This window comes from uncultured Parasphingopyxis sp., assembly GCF_937129435.1.
GTDB lineage: Bacteria > Pseudomonadota > Alphaproteobacteria > Sphingomonadales > Sphingomonadaceae > Parasphingopyxis.
The window spans coordinates 42,220-66,709 of the sequence record NZ_CAKZNF010000033.1; the positions used below are offsets into that span (position 1 = coordinate 42,220).

The 24,490-nt window shown below is 63.3% G+C and carries 28 protein-coding genes; 10 read left to right on the top strand and 18 right to left on the bottom strand.

The window, feature by feature from the left end; translation table 11 throughout:
- Window positions 1-38: 38 nt before the first annotated feature.
- Both folE and Q0139_RS06330 read left to right on the top strand, forming a co-directional pair.
- Window positions 39-656 carry a GTP cyclohydrolase I FolE gene (gene folE, locus Q0139_RS06325; protein ID WP_298019142.1) on the top strand — a complete coding sequence of 206 codons (618 nt, stop codon included), beginning with the start codon at window positions 39-41 and terminating at the stop codon, window positions 654-656.
- A 19-nt stretch (window positions 657-675) separates the two neighbouring features.
- Window positions 676-1,206, top strand: coding sequence for a hypothetical protein (locus tag Q0139_RS06330; protein ID WP_298019145.1), 531 nt, complete (start codon window positions 676-678; stop codon window positions 1,204-1,206).
- Window positions 1,207-1,259: 53 nt separating this feature from the next.
- Here the strand turns inward: Q0139_RS06330 and Q0139_RS06335 are convergent, their stop codons facing one another.
- From Q0139_RS06335 to rpsF, 5 genes are read right to left on the bottom strand one after another with little or no spacing between them, the layout of a single operon-like run.
- The gene (locus tag Q0139_RS06335; protein ID WP_298019148.1) at window positions 1,260-1,922 is read right to left on the bottom strand and encodes a Fe2+-dependent dioxygenase; all 663 of its coding nucleotides are present in this window, start codon (window positions 1,920-1,922) and stop codon (window positions 1,260-1,262) included.
- A 3-nt stretch (window positions 1,923-1,925) separates the two neighbouring features.
- On the bottom strand, window positions 1,926-2,945 hold the full coding sequence (locus Q0139_RS06340) for a hypothetical protein (RefSeq protein WP_298019150.1): 1,020 nt from the start codon (window positions 2,943-2,945) through the stop codon (window positions 1,926-1,928).
- A gap of 47 nt (window positions 2,946-2,992) precedes the next feature.
- Complete coding sequence (gene rplI / locus Q0139_RS06345; protein WP_298019152.1) at window positions 2,993-3,694, bottom strand: 50S ribosomal protein L9; 702 nt, start codon at window positions 3,692-3,694, stop codon at window positions 2,993-2,995.
- Between the two features lie 10 nt (window positions 3,695-3,704).
- Window positions 3,705-3,929: a 30S ribosomal protein S18 gene (rpsR, locus tag Q0139_RS06350; RefSeq protein WP_185801459.1), complete on the bottom strand. Its 225-nt coding sequence runs from the start codon at window positions 3,927-3,929 to the stop codon at window positions 3,705-3,707.
- Window positions 3,930-3,932: 3 nt separating this feature from the next.
- Complete coding sequence (gene rpsF, locus Q0139_RS06355) at window positions 3,933-4,301, bottom strand: 30S ribosomal protein S6 (RefSeq protein WP_298019157.1); 369 nt, start codon at window positions 4,299-4,301, stop codon at window positions 3,933-3,935.
- Window positions 4,302-4,570: 269 nt separating this feature from the next.
- On the opposite strand from rpsF, the gene Q0139_RS06360 reads away from it, so the two are divergent.
- The gene (locus Q0139_RS06360; RefSeq protein WP_298019160.1) at window positions 4,571-4,882 is read left to right on the top strand and encodes a PilZ domain-containing protein; all 312 of its coding nucleotides are present in this window, start codon (window positions 4,571-4,573) and stop codon (window positions 4,880-4,882) included.
- On the opposite strand, the gene Q0139_RS06365 is transcribed toward Q0139_RS06360, so the two are convergent.
- From Q0139_RS06365 to Q0139_RS06375, 3 genes are all read right to left on the bottom strand, one after another.
- Window positions 4,879-5,493 carry a hypothetical protein gene (locus tag Q0139_RS06365; protein WP_298019163.1) on the bottom strand — a complete coding sequence of 205 codons (615 nt, stop codon included), beginning with the start codon at window positions 5,491-5,493 and terminating at the stop codon, window positions 4,879-4,881. The genes Q0139_RS06360 and Q0139_RS06365 overlap by 4 nt on opposite strands.
- An 88-nt stretch (window positions 5,494-5,581) precedes the next feature.
- The gene (locus Q0139_RS06370) at window positions 5,582-6,853 is read right to left on the bottom strand and encodes an acyl-CoA dehydrogenase family protein (RefSeq protein WP_298019166.1); all 1,272 of its coding nucleotides are present in this window, start codon (window positions 6,851-6,853) and stop codon (window positions 5,582-5,584) included.
- A complete protein-coding gene (locus Q0139_RS06375) occupies window positions 6,850-8,259 on the bottom strand; it encodes a phosphotransferase family protein (RefSeq protein WP_298019171.1) in 1,410 nt (469 codons plus the stop codon). The genes Q0139_RS06370 and Q0139_RS06375 overlap by 4 nt, the downstream gene beginning before the upstream one ends.
- 99 nt (window positions 8,260-8,358) lie before the next feature.
- Between Q0139_RS06375 and fabD the strand changes: the two genes are divergently transcribed.
- From fabD to mltG, 5 genes are all read left to right on the top strand, one after another.
- A complete protein-coding gene (fabD, locus tag Q0139_RS06380) occupies window positions 8,359-9,294 on the top strand; it encodes an ACP S-malonyltransferase (RefSeq protein ID WP_298019175.1) in 936 nt (311 codons plus the stop codon).
- Window positions 9,295-9,447: 153 nt separating this feature from the next.
- Window positions 9,448-10,185, top strand: coding sequence for a 3-oxoacyl-ACP reductase FabG (gene fabG / locus Q0139_RS06385; protein ID WP_298019178.1), 738 nt, complete (start codon window positions 9,448-9,450; stop codon window positions 10,183-10,185).
- An 82-nt stretch (window positions 10,186-10,267) separates the two neighbouring features.
- A complete protein-coding gene (locus tag Q0139_RS06390) occupies window positions 10,268-10,501 on the top strand; it encodes an acyl carrier protein (protein WP_298019181.1) in 234 nt (77 codons plus the stop codon).
- 168 nt (window positions 10,502-10,669) lie between these two features.
- Entirely contained in the window at window positions 10,670-11,926 is a 1,257-nt protein-coding gene (gene fabF, locus Q0139_RS06395) for a beta-ketoacyl-ACP synthase II (RefSeq protein WP_298019184.1), read from the top strand.
- 4 nt (window positions 11,927-11,930) lie between these two features.
- Window positions 11,931-12,899: an endolytic transglycosylase MltG gene (mltG, locus tag Q0139_RS06400; protein WP_298019187.1), complete on the top strand. Its 969-nt coding sequence runs from the start codon at window positions 11,931-11,933 to the stop codon at window positions 12,897-12,899.
- A 3-nt stretch (window positions 12,900-12,902) separates the two neighbouring features.
- Here the strand turns inward: mltG and Q0139_RS06405 are convergent, their stop codons facing one another.
- The 5 genes from Q0139_RS06405 to rimO all read right to left on the bottom strand — a co-directional run bounded on the left by Q0139_RS06405 (window position 12,903) and on the right by rimO (window position 18,138).
- Entirely contained in the window at window positions 12,903-13,340 is a 438-nt protein-coding gene (locus Q0139_RS06405) for a hypothetical protein (RefSeq protein WP_298019189.1), read from the bottom strand.
- A gap of 85 nt (window positions 13,341-13,425) precedes the next feature.
- The gene (gene argC / locus Q0139_RS06410; RefSeq protein WP_298019192.1) at window positions 13,426-14,349 is read right to left on the bottom strand and encodes an N-acetyl-gamma-glutamyl-phosphate reductase; all 924 of its coding nucleotides are present in this window, start codon (window positions 14,347-14,349) and stop codon (window positions 13,426-13,428) included.
- Window positions 14,349-15,236: an NlpC/P60 family protein gene (locus Q0139_RS06415; protein ID WP_298019195.1), complete on the bottom strand. Its 888-nt coding sequence runs from the start codon at window positions 15,234-15,236 to the stop codon at window positions 14,349-14,351. Before Q0139_RS06415 ends, argC begins: the two co-directional genes overlap by 1 nt.
- A 100-nt stretch (window positions 15,237-15,336) precedes the next feature.
- A complete protein-coding gene (locus tag Q0139_RS06420) occupies window positions 15,337-16,728 on the bottom strand; it encodes a M17 family metallopeptidase (RefSeq protein ID WP_298019198.1) in 1,392 nt (463 codons plus the stop codon).
- 66 nt (window positions 16,729-16,794) lie between these two features.
- Window positions 16,795-18,138, bottom strand: a complete 1,344-nt coding sequence (gene rimO / locus Q0139_RS06425; RefSeq protein ID WP_298019201.1) for a 30S ribosomal protein S12 methylthiotransferase RimO — start codon at window positions 18,136-18,138, stop codon at window positions 16,795-16,797.
- A 107-nt stretch (window positions 18,139-18,245) separates the two neighbouring features.
- Here rimO and Q0139_RS06430 point away from each other — a divergent pair, with 107 nt between their 5' ends.
- On the top strand, window positions 18,246-18,653 hold the full coding sequence (locus tag Q0139_RS06430) for a DUF1761 domain-containing protein (RefSeq protein ID WP_298019204.1): 408 nt from the start codon (window positions 18,246-18,248) through the stop codon (window positions 18,651-18,653).
- Window positions 18,654-18,668: 15 nt separating this feature from the next.
- Here Q0139_RS06430 and Q0139_RS06435 read toward each other — a convergent pair whose 3' ends face one another.
- The 4 genes from Q0139_RS06435 to serS all read right to left on the bottom strand — a co-directional run bounded on the left by Q0139_RS06435 (window position 18,669) and on the right by serS (window position 22,888).
- The gene (locus Q0139_RS06435) at window positions 18,669-19,730 is read right to left on the bottom strand and encodes a TrkA family potassium uptake protein (protein ID WP_298019206.1); all 1,062 of its coding nucleotides are present in this window, start codon (window positions 19,728-19,730) and stop codon (window positions 18,669-18,671) included.
- A complete protein-coding gene (locus Q0139_RS06440; protein WP_298019208.1) occupies window positions 19,731-20,780 on the bottom strand; it encodes a LysM peptidoglycan-binding domain-containing M23 family metallopeptidase in 1,050 nt (349 codons plus the stop codon).
- A 69-nt stretch (window positions 20,781-20,849) separates the two neighbouring features.
- Window positions 20,850-21,614, bottom strand: coding sequence for a 5'/3'-nucleotidase SurE (surE, locus tag Q0139_RS06445; protein ID WP_298019210.1), 765 nt, complete (start codon window positions 21,612-21,614; stop codon window positions 20,850-20,852).
- Window positions 21,614-22,888 (bottom strand): serine--tRNA ligase, encoded by a 1,275-nt coding sequence (gene serS, locus Q0139_RS06450; protein WP_298019212.1) that lies wholly within the window; start codon window positions 22,886-22,888, stop codon window positions 21,614-21,616. The genes surE and serS overlap by 1 nt, the downstream gene beginning before the upstream one ends.
- An 87-nt stretch (window positions 22,889-22,975) precedes the next feature.
- Between serS and Q0139_RS06455 the strand changes: the two genes are divergently transcribed.
- Window positions 22,976-23,422: a host attachment family protein gene (locus Q0139_RS06455; RefSeq protein ID WP_298019214.1), complete on the top strand. Its 447-nt coding sequence runs from the start codon at window positions 22,976-22,978 to the stop codon at window positions 23,420-23,422.
- Between the two features lie 80 nt (window positions 23,423-23,502).
- Here the strand turns inward: Q0139_RS06455 and Q0139_RS06460 are convergent, their stop codons facing one another.
- Window positions 23,503-24,474 carry a PEP-CTERM sorting domain-containing protein gene (locus Q0139_RS06460; protein ID WP_298019216.1) on the bottom strand — a complete coding sequence of 324 codons (972 nt, stop codon included), beginning with the start codon at window positions 24,472-24,474 and terminating at the stop codon, window positions 23,503-23,505.
- Between the last annotated feature and the right edge of the window lie 16 nt (window positions 24,475-24,490).

The window sequence follows — 24,490 nt, forward strand, 5'->3', positions numbered from 1 at the left end:
ACTGGCGTCATCCCTCCAAATCTGGAAAAGGATGGCGCATGAGCGAATATGACCATGCCGTGGACGGCGACATCGCCGATCCGCCCGCCAAGATCGCCGTGCCCGACGAGGTGCAGGAGGCAATCCGTACGTTGATTCGCTGGACCGGCGACGATCCCTTGCGCGAAGGGTTGCTCGATACGCCGAAGCGCGTCGGCCGTGCCTGGAAGGAATATTGCCAGGGCTATGACGAGGATCCCGCGATCCATCTCGACCGGACATTCGAGGAGGTCGGCGGCTATAACGAGGTCGTGCTGCTGAAGGACATACCCTTTCAGTCGCATTGCGAGCATCACATGGCGCCGATCATCGGCAAGGCGGCGATCGCCTATCTGCCGCGCGACAAGGTTGTCGGGATATCGAAGCTCGCCCGCGTACTGCACGGCTTCGCCAGGCGGCTGCAGGTGCAGGAGCGGCTGACGGCGGAGGTGGCAGACTGCATCTGGAAGCATCTGCAGCCCGATGGCGTCGCGGTCGTGATCGATGCGAGTCATAGCTGCATGACAGCGCGCGGGGTGCGTACCCCGGGCGTGAGTATGGTGACGAGCCGATTAATGGGGTGCTTCCTCGACGACGACAGAAGCCGTAAGGAAGTGCTGTCGCTGATGGGATATTGAGATGCGGAGTTTGAAAAGCATGAAGACCGTGTGGCCGGGTATTGCGGCCGTGTTGCTGATCGCGGGATGCACGCAGCCCGAGGGCGGCGAAGCGGCCGAAGAAACGGCAGCAGGCGAAGAAGAACCGGAGCAGGCGCTGACCCCGGTGGATACGGAGCCCGCGGTCGAGGCGCCTGCACTGGCGCCCCTTTCGCAGGCCGAGATCGAAGCCGAACTTGAAGCGGGCGCCGGTTGCAGCCTGGAGCAGGACGGCAAGGCGTTGCTCGTCGCCGTTGAGGGCGATGCGATTGCGCGGCCATATGGCACGCTGCGCCACATGACATTCGAAGTGCCGCAGCGCACCGGCAATGATGGCGAACGGCCCTCCGAACTCAATGCGCTTTACGATGGTGGTAGCTTTCACGCCGGTGCCATCCGGATCCAGGTCCTGCCTGAGGAAGGTGAGGGTGAAACCATCGGCGAAGTCACCTTCCGCAACGCCCGCGTCGTGATCACCGAAGAGAATGAGGGATCTGGCGAAATGGAAGGCGAGTGGCACTGCGGGGCGTGATATTGTCAAAACCTCGCTAGCGCTCGGCCGTCAGGCCGAGTCTGACAATCAATTCAGCTATTCACCCACCAGCGCAGCAGGTTCTGCTGCACGCCTTGCAACCGGATGAAGTTCTCGAACGCCATGTTATTGCCTTCGAGCGCGGCGACTTCGTTGAGTTCGTAGAGCAGTTCGCGCTTCGCGTGATCGCCGATCTGGCTCTGGATGAAGGTGATTCCTACTAGACGATCGCCGCTCGTCACCTTTTCAACCTCGTGCAACGTCGTCGACGGATAGACGATCGCCGATCCGGCGGACAGCTTGAAGCGTACGTCCTGATCGGCAAGGCAGATTTTGAGCGCGCCGCCTTCATAGCTGTCGGGATCGTTGAGGAAGATCGTGCAGCTCAGGTCCGACCGCATAATTGCATTGTTGATGTTCATGATGGCCGCGTCGGGATGCAGGCCGTAGTTCATTCCGGGATCGTAACGCGTAATCAGCGGCGGGGCGATCTGGCGCGGAAAGGCGAAATTGCGGAAATCCTCATGGCCCATCAGTGCCTGAGTCATGATCTGGGCCGATCGCTGATAGGCGTTCTGATCGTTCAGGTGCAGGTTGTTCTTCGTCTTGTTGTGCGGATTGCTGATCTTGCCGTCGACAAATTGCGCGTTCGACGCGATCTGCTTCAGTTCGGCGACCTGTTGAGCCGAGAGGACCTGATCGAGCTTCTTGAACATGGTTCAGTCCTTTGCCACGCGGGCGAGCGCGCTGGCAATGACGGGATGGTTGGCGGCAGCCTCATCGAGCCAGCGGAGCGCTTCGGCAATGTCGCCACTCCGCTCGCGTCGCGCCTGTTCAAGAACCTGCTCGCGCAGCTCCTTCGAATAGCCGTGTTCGGGTGCCTTGGAATAGCGCTGCATGAGAGGCCCGGAGACCAGCGCGTCGATGGCCGCACGGTCTGCATCGACGCCGAAGAAGGTGGCGATGTCAGCCAGATGCTCGCCCGGCGCTGCGAGAAACGCATCGAAATCGAGCCATTTGACGGTATTGGCCTCGGCCGCTGTCTCAAGGGCCGACATCTCGCACGCCCATCCCATTGCCGCGTGCGTCGCTTCGGGCATGTCCCAGAGCGCCCATGGTTCGGCGGCAATCCGCCGGTGCAGGCGCACGAGACGCGGGCCGGAGAGCATGGCCAGCTCCTGCCGCGAATTTTCTCCGGCGAGAATGGTTTCGATATAGCGTTGGGGCGACAGCGTCAGGAACAGCGCCTTGCGCTTGCCGCCCAGGCACGGCCCGGCGATCTCGCTGGCGAAGCTTGTCGCCTTGATCAGCGCGCGATCCCCGGGCCGAAAGGTCCGGGATAGCCAGCCGAGAGCGGTTTCCATACGCGGATCCAAACGATCCGGCGGCCAAGGCGATTCGGGTCGGTCACGAAGCCCGGCCAGTTCGGCGAAGTTTCGCAGCAACTGCGGCTCGCGTAGCGCGAACAGGCCGTCGAGTTCGCCGAGCAGGCGCGCAATCAGCGTCGATCCGACATGGCCGATATGGAAGATGAAATGCGCATTTGCGGGCCAGCCTGCGCTGGCGGCCTCGAGCTGCGCCCAGTCCGCCCATTGCATCTGGCGATTCTGGGTCAGCAGGCGCTGGTCGAGAAAGCTCGCATCGCGAAACTCCTGCTCGCCCATGGGGACGAGCAGGACGCGGTCGTTGATGACATCGAGCTGATGGGGGAACAGGCCGGCGGTGCGGTCGAACTGCATTGCCTGCCCGTTCCCCTTGTTCAGTTCCGGCGGTTCGCCGGAGACGATCAGGCGTCCTTGTCGCCTTCTTCGCCGGCTTCGGCGTCGGCCGGCGACTCTTCGGCTGTTTCGGCTTCGGCTGTTTCGCCGTCGCCGGCTTTGGCCTCGGCTTCGCCGCTTTCGGCTTCACCCTCGACATCGTCTTCGATCGCTGCGATCTCGCCGGGTTCGGCGTTCTCGTCGAATTCGGAGACGATTTCGGCCTGCGCCTGTTCGAACATCTCGGCGATGACGTCGATGCCGGCCGCCTGCTTCTCGGCCTCTTCGGTCGAGCGGGCGACGTTGACCTTGACGACGACGTCTACCTCGGCGTGCAGGTTCACCGTCACCTCGTGCATGCCGATCTCCTTGATCGGACGCTCGAGAACCACCTGCTTCTTGGTGATGGCCTCCCCCTTTTCCTCAAGCGCGATAACGATGTCGCGCACCGTGACCGAGCCGTAGAGCTGTCCGGTTTGCGAGGCCTGGCGGATGAGTTCGATCGACATGTCGTCGAGCTTCTTCGCTTCCTTTTCGGCGGCTTCGCGGCGCTCGGCATTTTCCTTTTCGAGCCGTTCGCGATTGGCTTCGAAAACGGCCTTGTTGGCTTCGTTGGCGCGCAGGGCCTTCTTGTTCGGCAGCAGGAAGTTGCGGGCGAACCCGTCCTTCACGGTGACGACGTCACCGATATTGCCGAGATTGCCGACGCGTTCGAGCAGAATGATATCCATGGTCCGCTCCCTATTTCACGATGTACGGCAGCAGGCCGATATGGCGGGCGCGCTTGATCGCACGGGCCAGCTCGCGCTGCTTCTTCGCCGAAACGGCGGTGATGCGGGAAGGAACGATCTTGCCGCGCTCGGACAGGAATCCCTGGAGCAGCTTGACGTCCTTGTAATCGATGACGGGCGCGTCCTTGCCGGAAAAGGGGCAGGATTTGCGGCGGCGGAAAAACGGTCGTGCCATGATCTAGTCCCTTCCGTCTTCGTTTTCGCTGTCGCGGCGGCGCTTCTTCTCCGCCTTGCGCATCATGATCGAGGGGCCTTCTTCATGCTCGTCGACCTTGATGGTCATATAGCGGATGACGTCCTCGTTGACGCGGGTCTGGCGTTCCAGCTCCTCGACAACCGAACCCGGCGCGTCGACGTGAAGCATCACGAAATGCGCCTTGCGGTTCTTGGCTATCGGATAGGCGAGCGATTTCAGGCCCCAGGTCTCGGTGCGCGTGACCTTGCCTTCGTTCGCTTCGATGATCTTGGTTGCTTCCTCGGCGAGCGAATCGACCTGGGCCTGTGCCAGATCCTGACGCGCGAGGAAGACATGCTCGTAGAGAGCCATATGTCTTCGTCCTTTTTGGCCGATCGCTGACGCCGCACGATGCGAACGCCCCTCCGGCTGTCGTCTCAAAAATCACGGGGCGGAAAGCACGACGGCTCCGCCCCGGTGGCGGCGCACATAAGCGGTTTCGCGGGATATGGCAAGCGGCGCGGCGAATCCGGTCAGCGCGGCAATGATAGCGTAAGCATATATGATTACCGGCCGGTAATCCGTAACCCTTTAGACCCGGTGCTGGCCTGTTGCGTACGGGCCAGTAGCGGGCGGGAAAAGTGCAGACTGCGAAAAATCACGAGGCGGAACGGCGCGAATATGAGCGGCACGTCATCTCACTCGCCGCCAAGGCGCGCCGCGCCAATGGCGGCACTCATGCCGCGATCACGATCCTCGACGTCTCGGAAGGCGGTGTGCAGACGCTTGGAGCCGAGCAGTTCGGGGTCGGTACCGATCTGCTGATCTACCTGCCGGGTATTGCGCCGAAAAAGGCGCGCGTGGTGTGGCAGCGAGACGGGCGGACCGGCTCGCAATTCGATACGCCGCTCCACATCGCCGTGGTCGATCATCTGGCGCGGCAGTTTGCCTAACTACGGCTGACGGCTTCACCGGGGCTCAGTAACAGGCACAGTCCGACAAGCAGGGTTGCGACCGTACCGGCTGCGCCGGCCGGAAAAATAAATGCCATTCCCTGCGGCAGGGCGAAAAGGCCGGTACCTAGCGCCGCCAGTCCGGCAATCGCCGTTATCGCTCCGATTGCCTTCTGCCCGCCTGACCTCGTCTGCAAAAGCTTTGCGCCCAGGATCAGGCCGGCAGCGCCGATCATCGCCTTGGCGAGAAGGTAGAAGAGGAAGGCGCCCGCTACGACCGTCGCAAGGACCGGTGCGAAATCTTCGCCCGCCTCGGTCAGCGGCAGGAACATCGAAAGCCCGATCCCCGACTGCAGCGCGTTGAACACGCCGGATACTCCCAATAGCCCCCAGACAAGGCCGCGTCCCGGATCGCGTGGCAGCGCGGCAAAGGCCGTGGCTGCGACGAGCGCGAAGACTATCGTTTCGACGGCCCAAAGAGTTGAACGCAGCGGCCAGCCCTCGACAATCCCCACATCGCTCAACGCGAGGAAATAGACGATCTGCGTCGCCACGGTGACGAGAAGGCCGAGCGCAACAATGCGCGCGTGCGGCGAGAGCTGATGAACCATCGTCGTTGCCCCTGTTTTTCAGGGACGGGTTCGCGCGGCGGCCCCCAAAGGTTACGCTGCTTGCCCCTTTGGCCGGTCGGCTATGCCGTCACTTGCCGATATAGCCGAAAAGCACACCGCCCACTTTCCGCATCTGAATCTCTTCTGCGCCCTCGGTGATGCGGTAGCGGCGGTGGTGGCGGTAGATGTGTTCGAACGGCTTATGGCGGGAATAGCCGATGCCTCCATGGACCTGCATCGCACGGTCGGCGGCGTCGCAGACGAGACGGTTTGCGCGATAGTTGCACATACTGATCTGGTCCGAGAGCTTCTTCGCAACCTCGGTCTTGGGCATCGTGTCCATCGCCGCGGACACCGAGTAGATCAGCTGCCGGAGCATCGCCGCCTCGGTGTGCAGTTCGACGAGCGGGAACTGGATTGCCTGGTTCGCAGAAAGCGGCTTGCCGAACGGTTTGCGCTCGTTGGCGTATTTCACGCTCTCGTCGATGCAGTATTGCGCCGCGCCGAGCGATGACGCGGCCTGGCGGATGCGGTTTTCGTGGACGAAATGCTGCGCGCAGGCGAGCCCCCAGTCCGGATCGCCGAGCACGGCGTCTTCCGGAATCCAGACATTGGTGAACTTCACCTTGGGATGGTCGGTGGGCATGTTGAACGTCCACAGATATTCCCCGATTTCGACGCCCTCGGCATCATAGGGGACAAGAAAACAGCCGATCCCCTTGGCGTCGCCATCCTCGCCCGCATGGCGTGCGAAGACCATGCAATGCGTCGCGACGTGGCTGCCCGTCGTCCACATCTTGTTGCCGTTGATCAGCCAGCCGGGCTTGCCATCCTTGTCCTGCCGCACCGCGCGCGTATCCATCCAGGTGGCGTCGGAGCCGTGATCCTCTTCCGTCAATCCAAACGTCCAGCGCAGCTCTCCCTTCAGCATTTTCGGAATGAAATCCGCCTTTTGCTCGTCTGTGCCGAAATCACGCACCATCAGCGGCTGAACGAGATTGCCGACGATCGAGCTTTCGTTCTGCAGGTCGTTGTGCAGGCCGAGCCCCTTGTGCGCCAGATGCTCGCGAATCCGCGCCATGGCGAGGTGCGAGCCGTTCTTGCCGTCGAACTCTTCGGGCAGCGCATAGCGGAAATGCCCGGCGGCGTCGGCGCGCTTGCGCATTTCGCGCAGCAATGCTTCCCAGTCCTCGCTTGGCAGCCCGTCATTGTCCCAGTCGGTGCGCGCATGTTCGCGGCGGTGATCGAAGAATCGGTCATTGTCGTCCTGCGACTGCAACGGCTTGATCTCGGCTTCGATGAAGGCGTCCAGTTCGGCGAGATAGTCCTCGATTTCACGGGGAATCTGAAAAGGGTTCACTTAATCCTCCATCGTGTTTTCGCGACGCGCAGGCCGCCATATTTGGGTTGATCGATCGAAAGGCGTTCGAGCGCCGAGAGGCGCAGATGGTCGAAAAGATCGTCGTCGGCGAGATCGCGATGGCCGCCGCGCAATGCCTCGCAGAATGCGCCATGGCCGATGTCGAGCGCGTCGAGACGTTGCGCCTGCCGCGCGGCGAACATTCCGCCCCAGGCCGCGGCCCGTTGCGCGATCCCGAGCGCATTGTTGGCGACGCGCGCCTCGAACAGCGGATGGCCCTCCAGCCCCGGCATCACCTTTTCGCGATCCCATTCGATCAGCGCGTTGAGGATTTCGGCATAGGCGACTTCGCCGGTCTCCGGCAACAGCGGCGGCTCGGCCCATTCGATCGGCCGGCTCTCGGTGTCGCGCATCGCTTCGAACTGCAGGACGAGATCGATCTCGACCTCCGAGACGCGGCGGCCGATAATCGTGCGTTCCAGGGTATGTGCGCTGCCGTCGCGATAGCTGTGGCCCATTCGCAGGCATGCAACGCCCCACCACAATGTGTTATAGACCAGCCACCAGTCGAAGCGTGCGCGATCGACCGTCGTCCCGCTCGCCGCCTCGTAAGCCGCGATCAGGTTTCCGGCGCTATCGAAGCCTCCTGCTTCCTTTTCATAATGTCCGAAGCGCCAGCTCGGCGTGCACAGATAGGCGAGATCTTCCAGCGGATCGCCGAAATGGGCGAGTTCCCAGTCGAGAACGGCACTGATCCCGTCACTGTCGATCATCAGATTGCCCATCCGAAAATCGCCGTGCACGAGCTTCGGTTCGGCAGGCGGCGGTAAGTGTCGCTCGAGCCAGCCAAATGCGTGATCGAAAATCGGGATGGCGCCGTCGACCTCTCGATAGGCGGCTTCCTGCTGGTCGAGAAGCTGCCGTTCGGTGACTGTCTGAATGTCGCCGGGAAGACCGTCGCGGGGGAGGGCGTGGATCAACGCCAACTCGCGCGCGCATGCGGTGCTCAAACCTGCCTCGGCCTCCGCAAAATCCGGGTTGCCGAGGATCTTGTGAGGCAGCGTCTCGCCCTCGGCGCGCGCCATGACGAACCCGGTGCCGAGCGCGTCCTCGTCGCCGAGCACGCCCAGGACGCGAGGAGCCGTGACGCCGGCCTGTTCGGCAATCGCGATCAGCTTTGCCTGCGCCGCGAGCGAAATCGCCGCGATCGCCGCTTCGTCGCCGCCGCGATCGGCCATGCCGTCGGGCAGGCGCCGCAGCACCATGCCTTGGCCGCCATGATCGAACGACCAGCTTTCCATATTGGCGCCGCCGCTCAATCGGCGCAGATTGGCGATCTCTGGCTCGCCACCGAATTGGCGCGCGCAGAACCGGGTCAGCTTTTCGGTGAATTCTCTCTCTTCCACAGAGTTGACGCTAACGTAATGCTGTGCCCGCTTCAACGGTTGCCTAAAGGGCGGCGAAGCGCGAAAGCGTGTCGCGCCGAACAGAGCAGGAGAAATTGCATGCGTGCGTTCATCTTTCCGGGGCAGGGGAGCCAGGCGGTCGGCATGGGCCGGGCGCTGGCCGATGCGTCCCAGATTGCGCGCCACGTGTTCGCGGAAGTGGACGAAGCCTTGGGGCAGAGCCTTTTTGCGCTGATGTGCGAGGGGCCGGAGGATGAGCTGACGCTGACGGAGAACGCGCAGCCGGCGATCATGGCAAATTCGGTCGCGACGCTGCGTGTTCTGGAGGCTGAGGGAGGATTCAGACTGGGCGACAAGGCGGAATTCGTCGCCGGTCATAGTCTCGGCGAATATTCGGCGCTGTGCGGCGCAGGCGCGATCGACCTGACGACGACGGCGAAGTTGCTCAAGACACGCGGCCGGGCGATGCAGGATGCGGTGCCGGTGGGAGAGGGGGCGATGGCTGTATTCCTCGGGCCCGATATCGAAGATGTTAAGGCGATTGCCGAGGAAGCGGCGGGGGACGAGGTTTGCGTCGTTGCCAATGACAATGCGCCGGGCCAGGCCGTGATTTCGGGCCACAAGACGGCGGTCGATCGTGCCTGCGCGCTGGGCAAGGAGCGCGGCGCCAAGCGCGCTATGCCACTTGCGGTATCGGCGCCGTTCCACTGTCCGTTGATGAAACCGGCGGCGGACAGGATGGCCGACGCGCTTGCAGACGTCGAAATCCATGTGCCGAGTGCGATGCTCTACGCCAATGTGACGGCGGGCGCGGTGGGCGAGCATGAAGCGATCCGCGGGCTGTTGGTAGAACAGGTCACGGCAATGGTTCGTTGGCGCGAAAGTATCCTCGCCATGGCCGGGGAAGGTACGAGCGAGTTCATCGAGCTCGGCGGCAAGGTCGTCGCGCCGATGGTGAAACGCATTGCCTCCGACAGCATACAGAAGAGCATCGTGTCGATGGACGATATCGCCGCGTTGGTGGAGGAAATTTGATTCACACAAAGACACGAAGTCACGAAGAAGAGATTGCGCGAAGCGCATTTAACTTCATCATTGGCCCGCGAATGCGTGCGCCGAGGGAAAACGCCTTTGTGGCTTTGTGGCTTTGTGTGACCCAAAATTAGATCCAGACCCAAGAGGAATTCCATGTTCGATCTTTCAGGCAAAACCGCGCTCGTTACGGGCGCTTCCGGCGGTATCGGTTCGGCGATCGCCAAGGGGCTGGCCGCGCAGGGTGCAAGGGTGGCGCTCTCCGGGACGCGCGAGGATGCGCTGAAGACCGTGGCAGACGAAATCGGTGGCGATCCCGTGATTCTGCCGTGCAACCTCTCGGATTCCAATGCCGTCGATGCACTCGTCCCGTCCGCAGTCGAAGCGCTTGGGCAGCTCGATATTCTCGTCAACAATGCCGGCGTCACGCGCGACAATCTTGCCATGCGGATGAAGGACGAGGAGTGGCAGGACGTGATCCGGATTAACCTGGAGGCCGCTTTCCGGCTCGCGCGCGCTTCGATGCGGCCGATGATGAAGGCGAAGACGGGGCGGATCATCTCGATCACGTCTGTCGTCGGCGCCACGGGCAATCCGGGGCAGGCCAATTACGCCGCGTCCAAGGCGGGACTGATCGGCATGTCGAAGGCGCTGGCGCAGGAAGTCGCGAGCCGCGGCATCACCGTGAACTGCATAGCGCCAGGCTTTATCGCCTCGGCCATGACCGACGAACTGCCCGACGCGCAAAAGGAAGCCCTGAAGCAACGCATTCCGGCGGGGAAACTGGGCGAGGGCGCGGACATTGCCGCCGCCGCTGTCTATCTGGCGTCGGACGAGGCGGCCTATGTTACCGGCCAGACCTTGCACGTAAACGGCGGAATGGCGATGATTTAGCTTGCGTCAACATGAACGGGGCTTGCGCGATTTCGCCTCGCCCACTAGGAAACTTGGGAATCACAAAGCCAAAGGACAATCCATGAGCGATACCGCCGAACGGGTGAAAAAGATCGTAACCGAGCATCTGGGCGTCGAAGCCGACAAGGTTACCGAAGATGCGGCCTTTATCGACGATCTGGGCGCCGACAGCCTTGATATCGTTGAACTCGTCATGGCTTTCGAGGAAGAATTCGGGGTCGAAATCCCGGACGACGCCGCCGAAGACATCACGACCGTCAAGGACGCGATCACCTATATCGAAAAGAACAGCTGAGGCTGCTTTGTCGACAGGGACGGGCCCGCGGGCCCGGTCCCGTGAAAACGGCTCTTCTGCGTTTCGGCAGGGAGCCGTTTTTCATTGGCGGATAAGCGTCTATAAGGCCCGCCAGATCGTAAGCGGCCGGTGCGCCGCAAGTGGATGCATGAACAAGGAGCAGCAGCAATGCGCCGTGTAGTCGTTACCGGGCTGGGCCTCGTCACGCCGCTGGGCGGTGATGTCGAAACGAGCTGGAAGAACATCGTCGCCGGAAAGTCCGGTGCCGGGCAGATCACCCACTTCGACCCTTCCGACCAGAAATGCACGATCGCCTGCGAGGTGAAGTCGGCCGATCACGAATATGGCTTCGATCCCGAACACCATGTCGATCACAAGATCCGGCGGCAGGTCGACCCGTTCATCATCTACGGTATCGATGCCGCCAGCCAGGCCATCGAGGATGCCGGGCTGACCGATATGTCGGAAGAAGAACGTTTCCGCGCCGGCTGTTCGATCGGATCGGGGATCGGCGGATTGCCCGGGATCGAGAGTGAATCGCTGCTGCTCGCCGAGCGCGGCCCCGGCCGTGTCAGCCCGCACTTCGTTCATGGCCGGCTGATCAACCTCGTGTCGGGGCAGGTCAGCATCAAATACGGCCTGATGGGGCCGAACCATGCGGTGGTGACGGCCTGTTCGACGGGCGCGCATTCGATCGGCGATGCGGCGCGGATGATCGCGCTCGACGATGCCGATGTGATGCTCGCGGGCGGCGCCGAGGCCACGATCTGTCCGATCGGCATTGCCGGCTTCGCGCAGGCCAAGGCGTTATGCACCAACCGCAATGACGATCCCGAAGGCGCCAGCCGTCCCTATGACAAGGGCCGCAGCGGCTTCGTTATGGGTGAGGGCGCGGGCGTCGTCGTGCTGGAGGAATATGAGCGCGCCAAGGCGCGCGGCGCGAACATCTATGCCGAGGTCGTCGGCTACGGCCTTTCCGGCGACGCGCATCATGTGACGGCGCCGCACCCGGAAGGGCTCGGTGCCTATCGTTCGATGGAAATGGCACTGAACAAGGCCGGGCTCGCGCCGGGCGACATCGATTACATTAACGCCCACGGCACCTCGACAATGGCCGACCTGATCGAGCTTGAATCGGTCAAACGGCTGTTCGGCGATGCGGCAAACAGCCTTTCGATGAGCTCGACGAAATCGGCGATCGGCCATCTGCTCGGCGGTGCCGGCGCGGTCGAATCGATCTTCTGCATTCTTGCGATGCGCGATCAGGTTGTGCCGCCCACGCTCAACCTCGAAGATCCCGAGGACGGTACCGAGGGCATGGATTTGGTACCGCTCGAGGCCCGTGAGCGCGAGGTCAAAGCCGTGCTCAACAACAGCTTCGGCTTCGGCGGCACCAATGCCAGCCTTGTGATGAAGGCCGTCTAGCGACATGCGCCGCATCGGCTGTACCGCGCTCGTCGTCGCGGTTCTCGCCGCCGTCCTTGTCTTTGCGGGAATCCGCACATGGAGCGGGCCGGGGCCGCTCGAGGAAGCGACAACGGTGTCGATCGCCAGCGGTTCGACGCTGGCTGACGCGGCCGCGACGCTGGAAGAGGCCGGCGTGATCCGCTCGGCGCAGCGCTTTGAATATTTCGCGCGTGTGCTCGGCAGCAACGCCCATATCCAGGCCGGCGAATTCGAGATGCCGGCCTATGTCAGCCAGTCCGAAGCGTTGCGGATCCTTCAGGAGGGCGCGGCACTGCAAAGGCTCGTGACGATTCCCGAGGGGATGCCCTCGGTGCTGGTGCACGAGCGGCTGATGGCAACCGAGCTGCTGACCGGCGACATCCCGGTGCCCGCAGAGGGTTCAATTCTTGCGAACAGCTACAGCTACGAACGTGGGGAATCGCGTGCAGATGTCGTGGCGCGCATGCAGGCGGCGATGGACGAGGAACTGGCGCGCGCCTGGGCGAACCGGTCATCCGATACCGTCGTGCGGACGCCGGAAGAGGCCGTGATCCTCGCCTCGATCGTCGAAAAGGAAACCGCCGTGGCGAGCGAGCGCCCGATGGTGGCGGGCGTTTACTCGAACCGGTTGCGGCAGGGGATGCGGCTGCAGGCCGACCCCACGATCATCTACCCGATCACCCGCGGCCGCCCGCTCGGCCGCCGGATCCGGCGCTCGGAGATCGACCAGGTCAACGACTACAATACCTACTCGATGACGGGATTGCCGCGCGGGCCGATTGCCAATGTCGGGCCGGAGGCGCTCGAAGCGGTCCTCAATCCGGCCGAGACCGATGCACTCTATTTCGTGGCCGATGGTTCGGGCGGGCATATCTTCGCGGAAACGCTGGAAGAGCATAACCGCAATGTGCAGCGCTGGTATCGAATTCGGCGCGAACGCGGCGAGATGTAGCGACTAGCGGAGCCAGCCGCGGGCGATCCCCTTGCCCGAGAGCCAAAGCTGAAACACGCAAATAACCACGCCGAGCAGCGACAGGACGATCGCTCCGGCGCTGACGGCTCCGAGAAAGCCGTCGAGTGCGAAGGCCCAAAAATACTGAACGAACACTGCAAAGAGCGAAACCAAGAAGAACAGACGTGCGTGGCCGTTGCGCGCCAGCAGGAGCAGCGACCCTACCAGCCCCGTGGCAATTGCAATCGCGAAGGCCGCCGGCGCGTCTGCTGCAATGGCCATGGCTTCGAGAATGACGTCGCTGTAGTTGCTGGAAAGTTCGCTGACGCTCGCGGTATTCAGAAGCAGGTAGATGCCGCCGCCCAGGCCGTTCCAGATCAGGAGCAGCACGGACGCGACCCAGAACCAACCGGGTGGGCGCGTATTGAGCACCTTGTTCACGGGTGATCCCTTCCCTCGGGTTCGAACTGTCCCCGTCTTCGCAAATCTCAGGCAAGATTGAAAGGTTTGTGGATAAGTCTGTGAACTAGAGCCGCAAACCGGCCAATTCGTTGGCCCCCGCCATCAGGTTGAGGTTCTGGACCGCCGACCCGGCGGCGCCCTTGCCGAGATTGTCGATTGCGCCGACCAGCCGGATCTGACCGTTGGCGCTGTTCTCGAAAACAATGATGTCGAGCCGGTCCGTTCCGGCGCATCTTTCGAGCGGAAGGACGCCCATAGCCTCGGTTTCGGTATCGGAAAGCACCGAGATCAGACGCGATCCATCATAGGCCGAGGTCAGGGTATCACGCGCGGCACCACCATCGACCGACCAAAGCGGAATTTCGACGAGCATGCCTCGATAGGCGTTCGCCACCGACGGCGAAAATAGTGGCGCATGCGACAACCCCGTGCGCTCGCGCATTTCGGGCAGGTGCTTGTGCGCAAGGGGGAGGGCGTAGTTGCGAAACGCCGTCCGCGCCGCGCCGCTTTCGAACTCCGCGATCATCGCCTTGCCTCCGCCCGAATAGCCCGATGTGGCATTCACGCTGATCCGGGCGTCGGCGGCGACCAGCCCGGCCCGAACAAGTGGCCTGACGAGCGTAATGAAGGTCAGCGCATAACAGCCGGGGTTCGAAACGCGCTTCGCCGACGCAATCCGTTCGCGCTGGCCGGCCTCCATCTCGGCAAAGCCAAAGACCCAATCGGGATCGATCCGATGCGCGGTGGATGCGTCGATGATTCGCGTACCCGTGTCAGCGGCGAGCGCGACGGCCTTGCGAGCTTCGTCGTCGGGCAGGCACAAAATGGCGAAATCGGCAGCGGCCAGCGCATCGCGCCGGGCGTCATCGTCCTTGCGGGCGGCATCGTCGAGCAGGATCTGCTCGAAATCCGTCCGGCCGTGCAGCCGTTCATGGATTTCGAGCCCCGTCGTCCCGTGGCCGCCGTCTATGAAAACGCGGTGCGGCATCAGACCAACCGCTTGCGTGCCAGAACAGGCCGGTCATGCTCCTGCCCGATCCGCGCCACCACGTCCTCCAGTGGCTCGTAAACGACCTTGCCATGATGGTGCGCCGCGTGGAGCAGCGTTTCGGGATCGGCCATCCAGCCGACATGATCGGGGAAGAAGACGATGTCGCCGCGCTTGAGCACGGCATCGTCGGCGAGCGGTTCGCCGAGCGATGCCATCTGCATGTCGGAATCGCGCGGGGCCTCGGTCCCGAACAGCCCCAGCGCGATCTGGACAAGGCCCGAACAGTCGATGCCCGCCGCCCCGCGACCGCCCCAGAGATAGGGCGTCTCGATCAGCTGCTCCGCCACCGTCACCGGATCGCTCTCCGTCGTCTCGAGAGCGGCGAGATCCGCCAACGGCACGAAGCCGAGCGATGTTTCCAGCCAGTTCCCGCTCGCGCTTCCCGACAGACGCGCGCCCATCGTCAGGGCAGCATGCGTATCTGCCGTCATATCGGGCGACAGATGTGCGGCGGTCTTCGCCACGACGACGATATGATCGGGCGCGTCGGCTTCTCCGATCGCATCGGCGGGCAGATAGCCGACATAGTGATCGTGGGTGCAAAAGCCCCAGACCCAGTCCTTCGTGCGATCGATGACGGCAAAGCCTTCTCCGAACAGCAGTTCGGACGTCATCGTCGATTCCCGATCGGGCCCTTCATGGAGCGGCGCGTGCGGGACGATGCACTGCCGCACCGACGGATGGGCATAATAATGCGCGAATATCCGGCCGGCGAGCGCCATGTCGGCGATGTCGGCGCGATAGGCATTGATCCGCGGATCGAGATTCTCGGACGGCCCGGCAAGGGCGAAGCGCACGCGGCTGGTCTGCGAAGTCTTGGTCAACGAAATGCCTTGGTCAAACGGTTCGGAAAGCCCGAAAGAGCCTGAATCCGCGCGGCATAGCCGAGAGTGCAGGGGCTGTTCAAGCGCAGGCGGTGCCCGCTCACCCGCCGAAGCGGGACTGCAGCATTGTCCAGCTGGCCCGGAGGCCGAGCGCCTCGCCGCCCTTGGGCCGCCCCGGCTTGGCGGAAAGGCGCCACGCATAGGTGTCGAAATGGACCCAGGGGACCGATTTCTCGACGAAGCGGCGGAGGAATAGTGCCGCTGTGCTGGCTCCCGCCATCGGAACACTCGAATTGTTCGACAGGTCGGCGATGTCCGACTTCAGATACTCGTCATACCCGTCCCAAAGCGGCAGCCGCCACAGCGGGTCTTCGACGCTGGTTCCTGCCGCGACGAGTTCGTCCGCAACCGTGTCGTCGTCGGTGAACATGGCCGGAAGGTCCGGTCCCAGTGCCACCCGCGCGGCGCCGGTGAGCGTCGCGAAATCGATCATCAGCGCCGGCTCGTCTTCGCAGGCGCGGGTCAGAGCATCGCCGAGGATCAACCGTCCCTCGGCATCGGTATTGCCCACCTCGACGAACAGGCCTTTACGCGTTTTCAGCACGTCGCCGGGGCGGAAGGAATTGGACGATATCGCATTTTCGACCGCCGGGATCAGCAGGTGCAGCCGCACCGGCATCTTCGCCCCCATGACCAGCCGCGCGAGGGCCAGCGCGTGGGCCGCGCCGCCCATATCCTTCTTCATCAGCAGCATGCCGGCGGCCGATTTGATGTCGAGCCCGCCCGAATCGAAGCACACGCCCTTGCCGACGATCGCGACGCGCGGATGCGACGGATCGCCCCATTCCAGCTCGATCAGGCGCGGCGCGAACTCGCGCGTCGCTGCACGGCCGACGGCGTGGATCATAGGATAAGCCTGCGCCAGCTCATCGCCGGTCGTAACACGGATTTCGGCGTCGAATAGCTTTGCGACCTCGCGTGCGGCGGCTTCCAAATGGGGCGGGCCCATATCCTCGGGCGGCGTATTGACGAGATTGCGGACCAGCGCAGTAGCTTCGGCCTCCCGGACGAGCCGGTCGATGGAAGCGGCTTGCGGCGTCAGCAGGACACGCTGTTTCGCCGGGTCGGGCGACTGGCGATAGCCGCCCATCTGATTATGGGCGAGGAGCCATCCCAGCGCCGCAGCGCCGGGCTCTTTGTTCGCGAGACGATAGGTGCCTTCGGGCAAGGACTGGCCGGCCTTCGCCAGCGACCATAGCGAAGGTTCGTCGGCCGAATCCGTCGAAACCGCCACCGACCAGTTCTCGGCGGCGTCTCCGGGAAGGATGGCGAGATCGTTGGTCTTGCCATCGAAATTCTGCGCCCCTGCGGCGACGCGTTCGCGTTCGGGCCGGTCTTTCAGCCAGGTTTCGATATCGCCTTGCGCGACGAGATGGATGTCGTGCGCGGGTTCGCCCTTGTCCGGACGCAGGAGTGCGGCAAAGTCTGTCATCGGCGGAGGATAGCCAAAGCGGGGGAGGCTGGCCAATCCTCAATTTTCGGCGGATGTCGACGCGAATTAGCGCGCGTCGACCGGCACGCCGAACAGGTCGTGGGCATCGGCGTCTTCGATCCGCACGGTCACGAAGTCGCCGGGGGTCAGGCCATGGGCATCGCGAAGGTGGACTTCGCCGTCGATTTCGGGTGCATCGGCTTCCGAGCGGCCGGTGGCGCCGCCTTCGTCATCGGCCGCGTCGATCAATACGCGCACGGTCTTGCCGACCTTGGCGGCAAGTTTGGCGGCGGAGATCGCGGCGCATTTCTCCATCAACCGCGCATAACGCTCTTCCTTCACCTCCTCGGGCACGGCGCCGGGGAGGTCGTTTGCCGCCGCGCCCTCTACCGGTTCGAAGCGGAAACCGCCGACACGATCGAGCTGCGCCTCGTCCAGCCATTCGAGTAGATAGTCGAAATCGACATCGGTCTCGCCGGGGAAACCGACGACGAAGGTCGACCGGACGGTGATGTCGGGACAAATCGAGCGCCAATGGGCGAGCCGTTCCAACACCTTGGCCTCGTTCGCGGGACGTTTCATCGCCTTGAGCACCGCCGGCGATGCATGCTGGAACGGGATATCGAGATAGGGCGTGATCAGCCGCTCGGCCATCAGCGGGATGACCTGATCCACATGCGGATAGGGATAGACATAATGAAGGCGGACCCACAGCTCGTCCGCCAGTTTACCGAGTTCGCGCGAGAGGTCGGTCATATGCGCGCGGACTTCTTCGCCTTTCCAAGGCCATGAGGCGTGCTTCAGGTCGAGGCCGTAGGCGCTCGTATCCTGGCTTATGACGAGCAGTTCTTTCGTTCCGGCCGCGACGAGCTTTTCCGCCTCGCGCAGGATCGCATCAGGGCGGCGGCTGGCGAGATCGCCGCGGATCGAGGGGATGATGCAGAAGCTGCAGCGATGGTTGCAGCCCTCCGAGATCTTCAGATAGCTGTAATGGCGCGGGGTGAGCTTGAGTCCCGCGTCGGGCACCAGATCGACATAGGGCGAGGGCGGCATCGGAGCGGCTTCGTGCACGGCGCCGACGACCTGCTCATATTGCTGCGGCCCGGTCACGGCGAGCACGCCGGGAAAGCGCGCGCGGATCGTTTCGGCTTCGTTGCCCATGCAGCCCGTCACGATGACCCGGCCATTTTCCGCGATCGCCTCGCCTATCGCCTCGAGGCTCTCCTCCTTGGCGCTGTCGAGAAAGCCGCAGGTGTTGACGAGCACGACATCCGCGCCGTCATAATCGGGCGACAGGCCGTAACCGTCGGCGCGCAGCTTGGTCAGGATGCGTTCGGAATCGACGAGCGCCTTGGGGCAGCCGAGCGATACCATGCCGATCTTGGGAGGGGAGGGGAGGGTTGTGACCATTGTCGCGGCAGATAGGCATTCAGACGGCGAATGTCACTTGCTGGCTGGTTCGGGCCCGGCGGAAGCGGTATGACATGCCGCCATAATATTAATACAGGGAGGGGTTGATGGACATTTTCGATGTGAACTGGCTGGCAGTGGTGCTGGCGGCGCTGGCGGGGTTCGTCGTGGGCGGGCTTTGGTACGGGCCGGTTATGGGCAAGCGCTGGATGGCGGCGGTCGGCGTGACCGAAGAGCAGATTCGCGAAGGCAATATGGTGAAGACCTATGGCTTTACCTTTTTGTTGAGCCTGCTCGCCTCATGGACCCTCGCGCATGTTTTCGCGACCTATCCGGACCTCGCGTTCAGCGTCATGGTGCTGACCGCCTTCGGCGTCGCGCTTGGGTTCGTCGTGCCGGCACTCTGGACCAACTATCTGTTCCAGGGCGCCAAACGCTCGCTATTCCTGATCGACGGAGGTTATTGGCTGCTGTTCTACACCGCGATGGGGCTCGTTCACGCGGCGTTCGCTTGACCGGCCGGGGTCCTTCTACCTGCTCGGGTAGACGGCGCCGCCGATATCGTCGGGCTTGCCGGTGATCTCCACGATGAGGTCGCCTTCGCGGATCTCCTTGGCTTCCTCTTCCCAGAAGCCATAGGGCTTGCCGTTGCGGTAAAGCCGGACGCCAAGGCCGGTCTGGATCGCGGCCAGAGGAAGGCCTTCCTCCATATGCGTCGCCATCCGTTCGCGCAGGGCGACCCGGCCGGTCGCAGAGGCAAGATCGGCCATATAATCGGTGATATGCGGCCCGTGGCACGATCCCGCGAGCAGCAGGCCGGCGAAGTTCACCGGGTTGATGACATTGGACGCGCCGGCCTGCCGCGCCAGCCGCTCATTGTCCGATGCGCGAACGAGCACGCTGATCGAAAGCTTGGGCGCCATCGCTCGCGCCGTCAGAACGACGAGGATCGAGGTATCGTCGCGCCCAGCCGACACGATCATCGCTCTGGCGCGTGAGACGCGAACCTGGCTCATTGTCTTGTCGCGCGAGGCATCGCCTTGCATCACGTTGCAGCCGCGGCGCTCCGCTGCTTCCAGCCGCGCATGATCGCCGTCGATGACGACGATTTCCTTCGGATCGGTCCCGCGTTCGATGAGTTCGTCCACGGCTTCGGATCCGCTGATGCCGAAGCCGGCAACGACGATATGGTTGTGAAGGTTTTTCTGGATCAGACTCATGCGCCAGCGGCTCCAGCTCTTTTGGAGAAGAAAGTCATAGGCCGTCCCCAGGAAGATCAGCCAGATGAAGAGGCGGATCGGCGTCACCAGCACCGCCTCGAACAACCGGGCCCGGTCCGTTACCGGGACGATATCGCCATAGCCGACGGTCGTGATCGTCACCATGGTGAAATAGAGGACGTCCGGGAAATTGATATTGCCGTCCGAATGGTCGACATAGCCTTCGCGGTCGAACCAGTGGACGCCGATGGCGATGCCGACGAGGAAGAAGACGACCGCCGCGCGCAGCGTCAGCGAACCCCAGCGCGAAAGCCGGGACTTGCGACGCAACTCGCCGGAGCGGTCGTCGTTCGGGCTGCCGGGGCGCAACATCTAGAGCGAAGGCAGATGCGACACGGGATTGACGGGCTGGCGGTTGCGGCGAATTTCGAAATGCAGCAGCGGGCGATCGGCCGCGCCGCCAAGGCCGGAACGGGCGATCATCTGCCCGCGTTCGATCTCCTGTCCGCGTGTCACCTGCAAATCCTCCATCTGCCCATAGGCGGTGATCCAGCCGTCGCCATGGCTGATCAGGACGAGACCGCCATGCACCTGAATCTCGGTGCCGGCATAGAGCACAACGCCGTCTGCGGACGCAAGCACGGGCGTGCCGCGCGGCGTTGCGATATCGATGCCGTTGTTCAGGAAACCCTCGCTGACCTCGCCAAACGGTGCCAGGATTTCGCCCGTCACGGGCCAGCCGAAACGCCCGGCGAAATTGGCCGGCGATCGCACTGCCGCATCGTCGGGCAGTTCGCGCCGCGCCGTCGCGACCGGCGGTGTCGTACTTTCATTGGCTGCCAATGCAGGCTCGCCGCCCGTGATGATGTCGTCGATATCGATGTTAAAGGCGGCGGCGCGTTCGGCACGGCTCATCGAGGCGACTTCGGCATCGCTCGGCAGCAAAAGCCGCTGCCCGGTGCGGAGGATGTACGGCTCCTGCAACCGGTTCAGCGTCGCGACGCGCGACCAGTCGACGCCATATGCCCTTGCGATTGCAATGCCCGTCTCGCCGCGCCGTATCGTGTGGTAGCGCCCACCCGGGATGGTCAGCCGCATACCGGGGTGGATGACATAGGGCGGATCGATGTCATTGGCGGCAGCGATCGCCGCGACCCCGGCACCCGATCGTTGCGCGATGAGGCCGAGGCTGTCGCCGGGTCGCACGACATAGCTGGTCGGTGCAATGGTTTGCGCCGTCGGAGCGACGGATTGTGCCTGCCAGCGCGGCTCGCGAATGATCGGCGGAACGATGTCGCGCGGTCCTGAAACGGCCTCGCTCTCGGCGGATGGCCGCCCGTCGGAGGGAATACAGGCGGCGAGCGCGCAAAGCATCAGCGCCGCCAGCGCTCCCGTTCGCGCAATCGCTTCAACCCCGCCCATGGGCTGCCTTTACCCGCCGGGCAGGCCATTTGCCAGCATAGGGTCCGCGACGGGGCGGGTATAACTCGTCTAGTCAAAGACGGCGGACAGGGCCGCCATCGACGAATGGTGGGTCATATCCAGATGCAGCGGCGTAACCGCGATAAAGCCGTCATCCACCGCCTCGAGATCAGTCGAATGCCCGGCCGTTCCGACCATCGGCCCGAGACCAAACCAATAATAGGGGAAACCGCGAGGGTCGGTATTCTCGACGATCTGCAGCCGGCCATAGTCCCGCATGCCCTGGTCAACGATACGCGTGCCCGCCACGGCATCAGGCGCGACTGCGGGAAAGTTGACGTTGATCAGCGTCTTGGGCGGAATGTCATAGGCTGCAAGCCGTTTGAGGAGGCTGGCACCGTGCCGTCGAGCAACCGCGAATTCGACGTCGTCGCCCATCGCTTGGCGTGGATAGCACTGGCTCAGCGCAATCGAGGGGACACCGGCGAGGGCACCCTCCATCGCTGCCGACACCGTTCCCGAATAGGTGACGTCCTCGGCCAGATTGGCGCCGCGATTGACGCCGGATAGCAACAGGTCGGGCGGATTGTCCTTCATCACGAAGTTGATGCCCATCATGACGGCGTCGGTTGGGGTGCCCGTGACCGCATAGCGCTTCTCGCCCATCTGGCGCAGACGCAAAGGACGCGTCAGCGTCAACGAATGGCCCGCCCCCGATTGCTCCTCCGCCGGTGCGACGATCCAGATATCGTCCGAGATCGTCTGCGCGATCTCCTCCAGCACCGCGAACCCCGGAGCATGGATCCCGTCATCATTGGTGAGAAGAATACGCATCAGGGCGTGAGCGTTTCGAGGCCGCCCATATAGGGCCGCAGCGCGGCGGGAATCGTGATCGAACCATCCGCCTGCTGATAGTTTTCAAGCACCGCGACGAGCGTCCGCCCGACCGCGAGACCGGACCCGTTGAGCGTATGGGCAAAGCGCGTCTGCTTTTCGCCTTCGGCGCGATAGCGGGCGTTCATCCGGCGCGCCTGGAATTCGGTGCAATGCGACACGCTGCTGATCTCGCGATAGCAATCCTGGCCGGGCAGCCAGACCTCCAGATCGAACGTCTTTGCCGACGAAAAACCCGTGTCTCCGGCGCAGAGCAGCATCCGGCGATAGGGCAGTTCGAGCCGGTCCAGCACGGTTTCCGCACACTGGGTCATACGTTCATGTTCGTCCGGCCCATCCTCGGCGCGCGTGATCGCTACCATTTCGACCTTGTCGAACTGGTGTTGGCGGATCAGGCCCTTGGTGTCGCGGCCTGCCGATCCCGCTTCGGAACGAAAACAGGGTGTCAGGGCGGCGAAGCGCAGCGGAAGTTCGTCCGAAGACAGAATGCGTTCGCGCACCAGATTGGTCAGGCTGACCTCGGCCGTAGGGATGAGCCAGCGGCCGTCGGTGGTCTGGAACGAATCCTCGGCGAATTTGGGCAGCTGGCCGGTGCCGATCATTGCCTCGTCGCGGACAAGCAGTGGCGGCGCGACCTCGGTGAAACCGTGTTCCTCCGTCTGCAGATCGAGCATGAACTGCGCGATGGCGCGGTTGAGTCGCGCGACGGGCCCCCGCAACACGGCAAAACGCGCGCCCGATATCTTCGCCGCATCCTCGAAATCGAGACCCAGCGCCGCGCCGATCTCGTCATGCGTCTTCGGCACATAGTTGAAGGTGCGCCGTTCCCCGCGCTCGTGAACCAGCAGATTGTCGTTCTCGTCGGCGCCATCGGGCACATCTTCGTGCAGGATGTTGGGCAAACCGGAAAGTCGAATTTCGATTTCGGGGGCCATCTCATCGGCCGATTCTTCCAGTTCGGCGATCCGCGCCTTCAGGTTGGCGACCTTCGTAATCATTTCCTGCGCCCGGTCCTCGTCGCCTTGGGCTTTCGCCTGGCCGATCGCCTTGGACGCGTCGTTTCGGCGCGCCTGCAACTCCTGCAATTCGGTCAGCACCAGCCTGTTTTTCTCGTCGAGGGCGAGGATCGTTGCGGCGATAGGTTCATGGCCGCGCCGCGCCATGGCGGCATCGAAGGCGGCCGGGTTTTCGCGGATGGCTTTCAGGTCGTGCATGGCGTCGGGCTATGGCTGCACGGGGGGGCTGGCGCAACCCCGCGGCGCAGTCGTGCGTTGGGCATTTAGAGAAGGAGAAAACACCCTATGAAGATGCCCCATGACAGTTTCGTCGTCGTCGCGGACGGCCGCAAAATGCTGTTCTTCCGAAACGATGGCGACGAGGAGTATCCGCAGCTGGAGCTGGCGTCGAAGCGCAAACAGGAAAACCCGCCCAATCGCGAGCAGAAGGCGAACCAGGCCGGGCGCAGTTTTTCGAGCGGTGCGCAGATGATGCGAAGCAAGGTGCAGGATACCGACTTCCATCAACTGGCCGAAGACCGGTTCGCAGCCGAAACTGCGGATATCCTCTACGACAAGGCGCATTCCGGCGATTTCGAGAAGTTGATCGTCGTCGCGCCGCCCCGAACGCTGGGCGAGCTGCGAAAGCATTACCACAAGGAGGTCAGCGATCGGCTTATCGGCGAGCTCGACAAGGATCTGACCGGACATACGATCGTCGATATCGAGAAGATCATCCAGGCGACCGACTGAGGTTACGGCCGGCATAACCAGAAACGGCGCGGTTCCGATGGGAACCGCGCCGTTTTCTTGTGTCGGGAAGCAGGGCCGAACTACTGCTCGTTCTGCTCCTGATCTTTCTTCCGCTTGCCGAGCCGGCGACGGGCAACGAGCGCAGCCGCCGCACCACCGAAGAGCAGGATCATCGGCGGGGCCGGAACGTCGGTCCCACCATTCGATCCGCCGGACGAACCGTAGCTCGACGATCCATGGCTGGAGCTGCCATGGCTGGAACTGCCATAGCTGGACGAACCCTTGCTGCTCGATCCGAAGCTGGACGAACCGCCGGTTGCACCCGAACTGGTCGACGAACTCGTCGAGGAACTGGTCGAGCTCGACGAGGATGAGCTGGTCGACGAGGACGAGCTCACATTGCCCGAGGAACTGCTGGTCGAGCTGACATTGCCGGACGAGGTGCTCGAAGAGCTGCCGCCGGTCGAGCTGGTCGACGTCGAACTGATACCGCCCGTCGAGGTCGAACTGCCACCTGTGGAAGTGGAGCTGCCGCCCGTCGAAGTCGAGGTCGAACTGCCGCCAGTGCTGTTCTCGTTGCGGACGATGATATCGCCTTCGCGGACGAAGAAGCCGCCGCTCGAGCCGCCACCACCGCCGCCGCCGATGAAACCGCCGAAAAAGCCACCGCCACCAAAGCCGCCGCCGAAACCGCCACCGCCTCCGATGACCTCGACCGCGCCGCCGCCGCCGAAGCTCGGCACTTCGCCATAGGGGATCGGTGCCGGAGGCGGAACCTCATAGACAGCCGGAACCGGCTGCGGGGCAGGACCCGCCACCTGGTTCGTCACGCTGACGACCGTCGGCGTTTGCGGGCAGCTGGTGGTCGTGGTGACCTGGCGCACGCGGCGGACGGTGCGCCGGGCCGACGGGCGATGCCCGATCTGGCGCGCGGCGACACGCGGTTGCGCGGCGCGAACTTCGGCCGGACCCGAGGTTTCGGCAACATGGACGGCGCCCCCGCCGACAATCGCACCGCCACAGGCACAGGCGCACAGTTTTGCTAGAGCCATTCTGACAGACATCGGC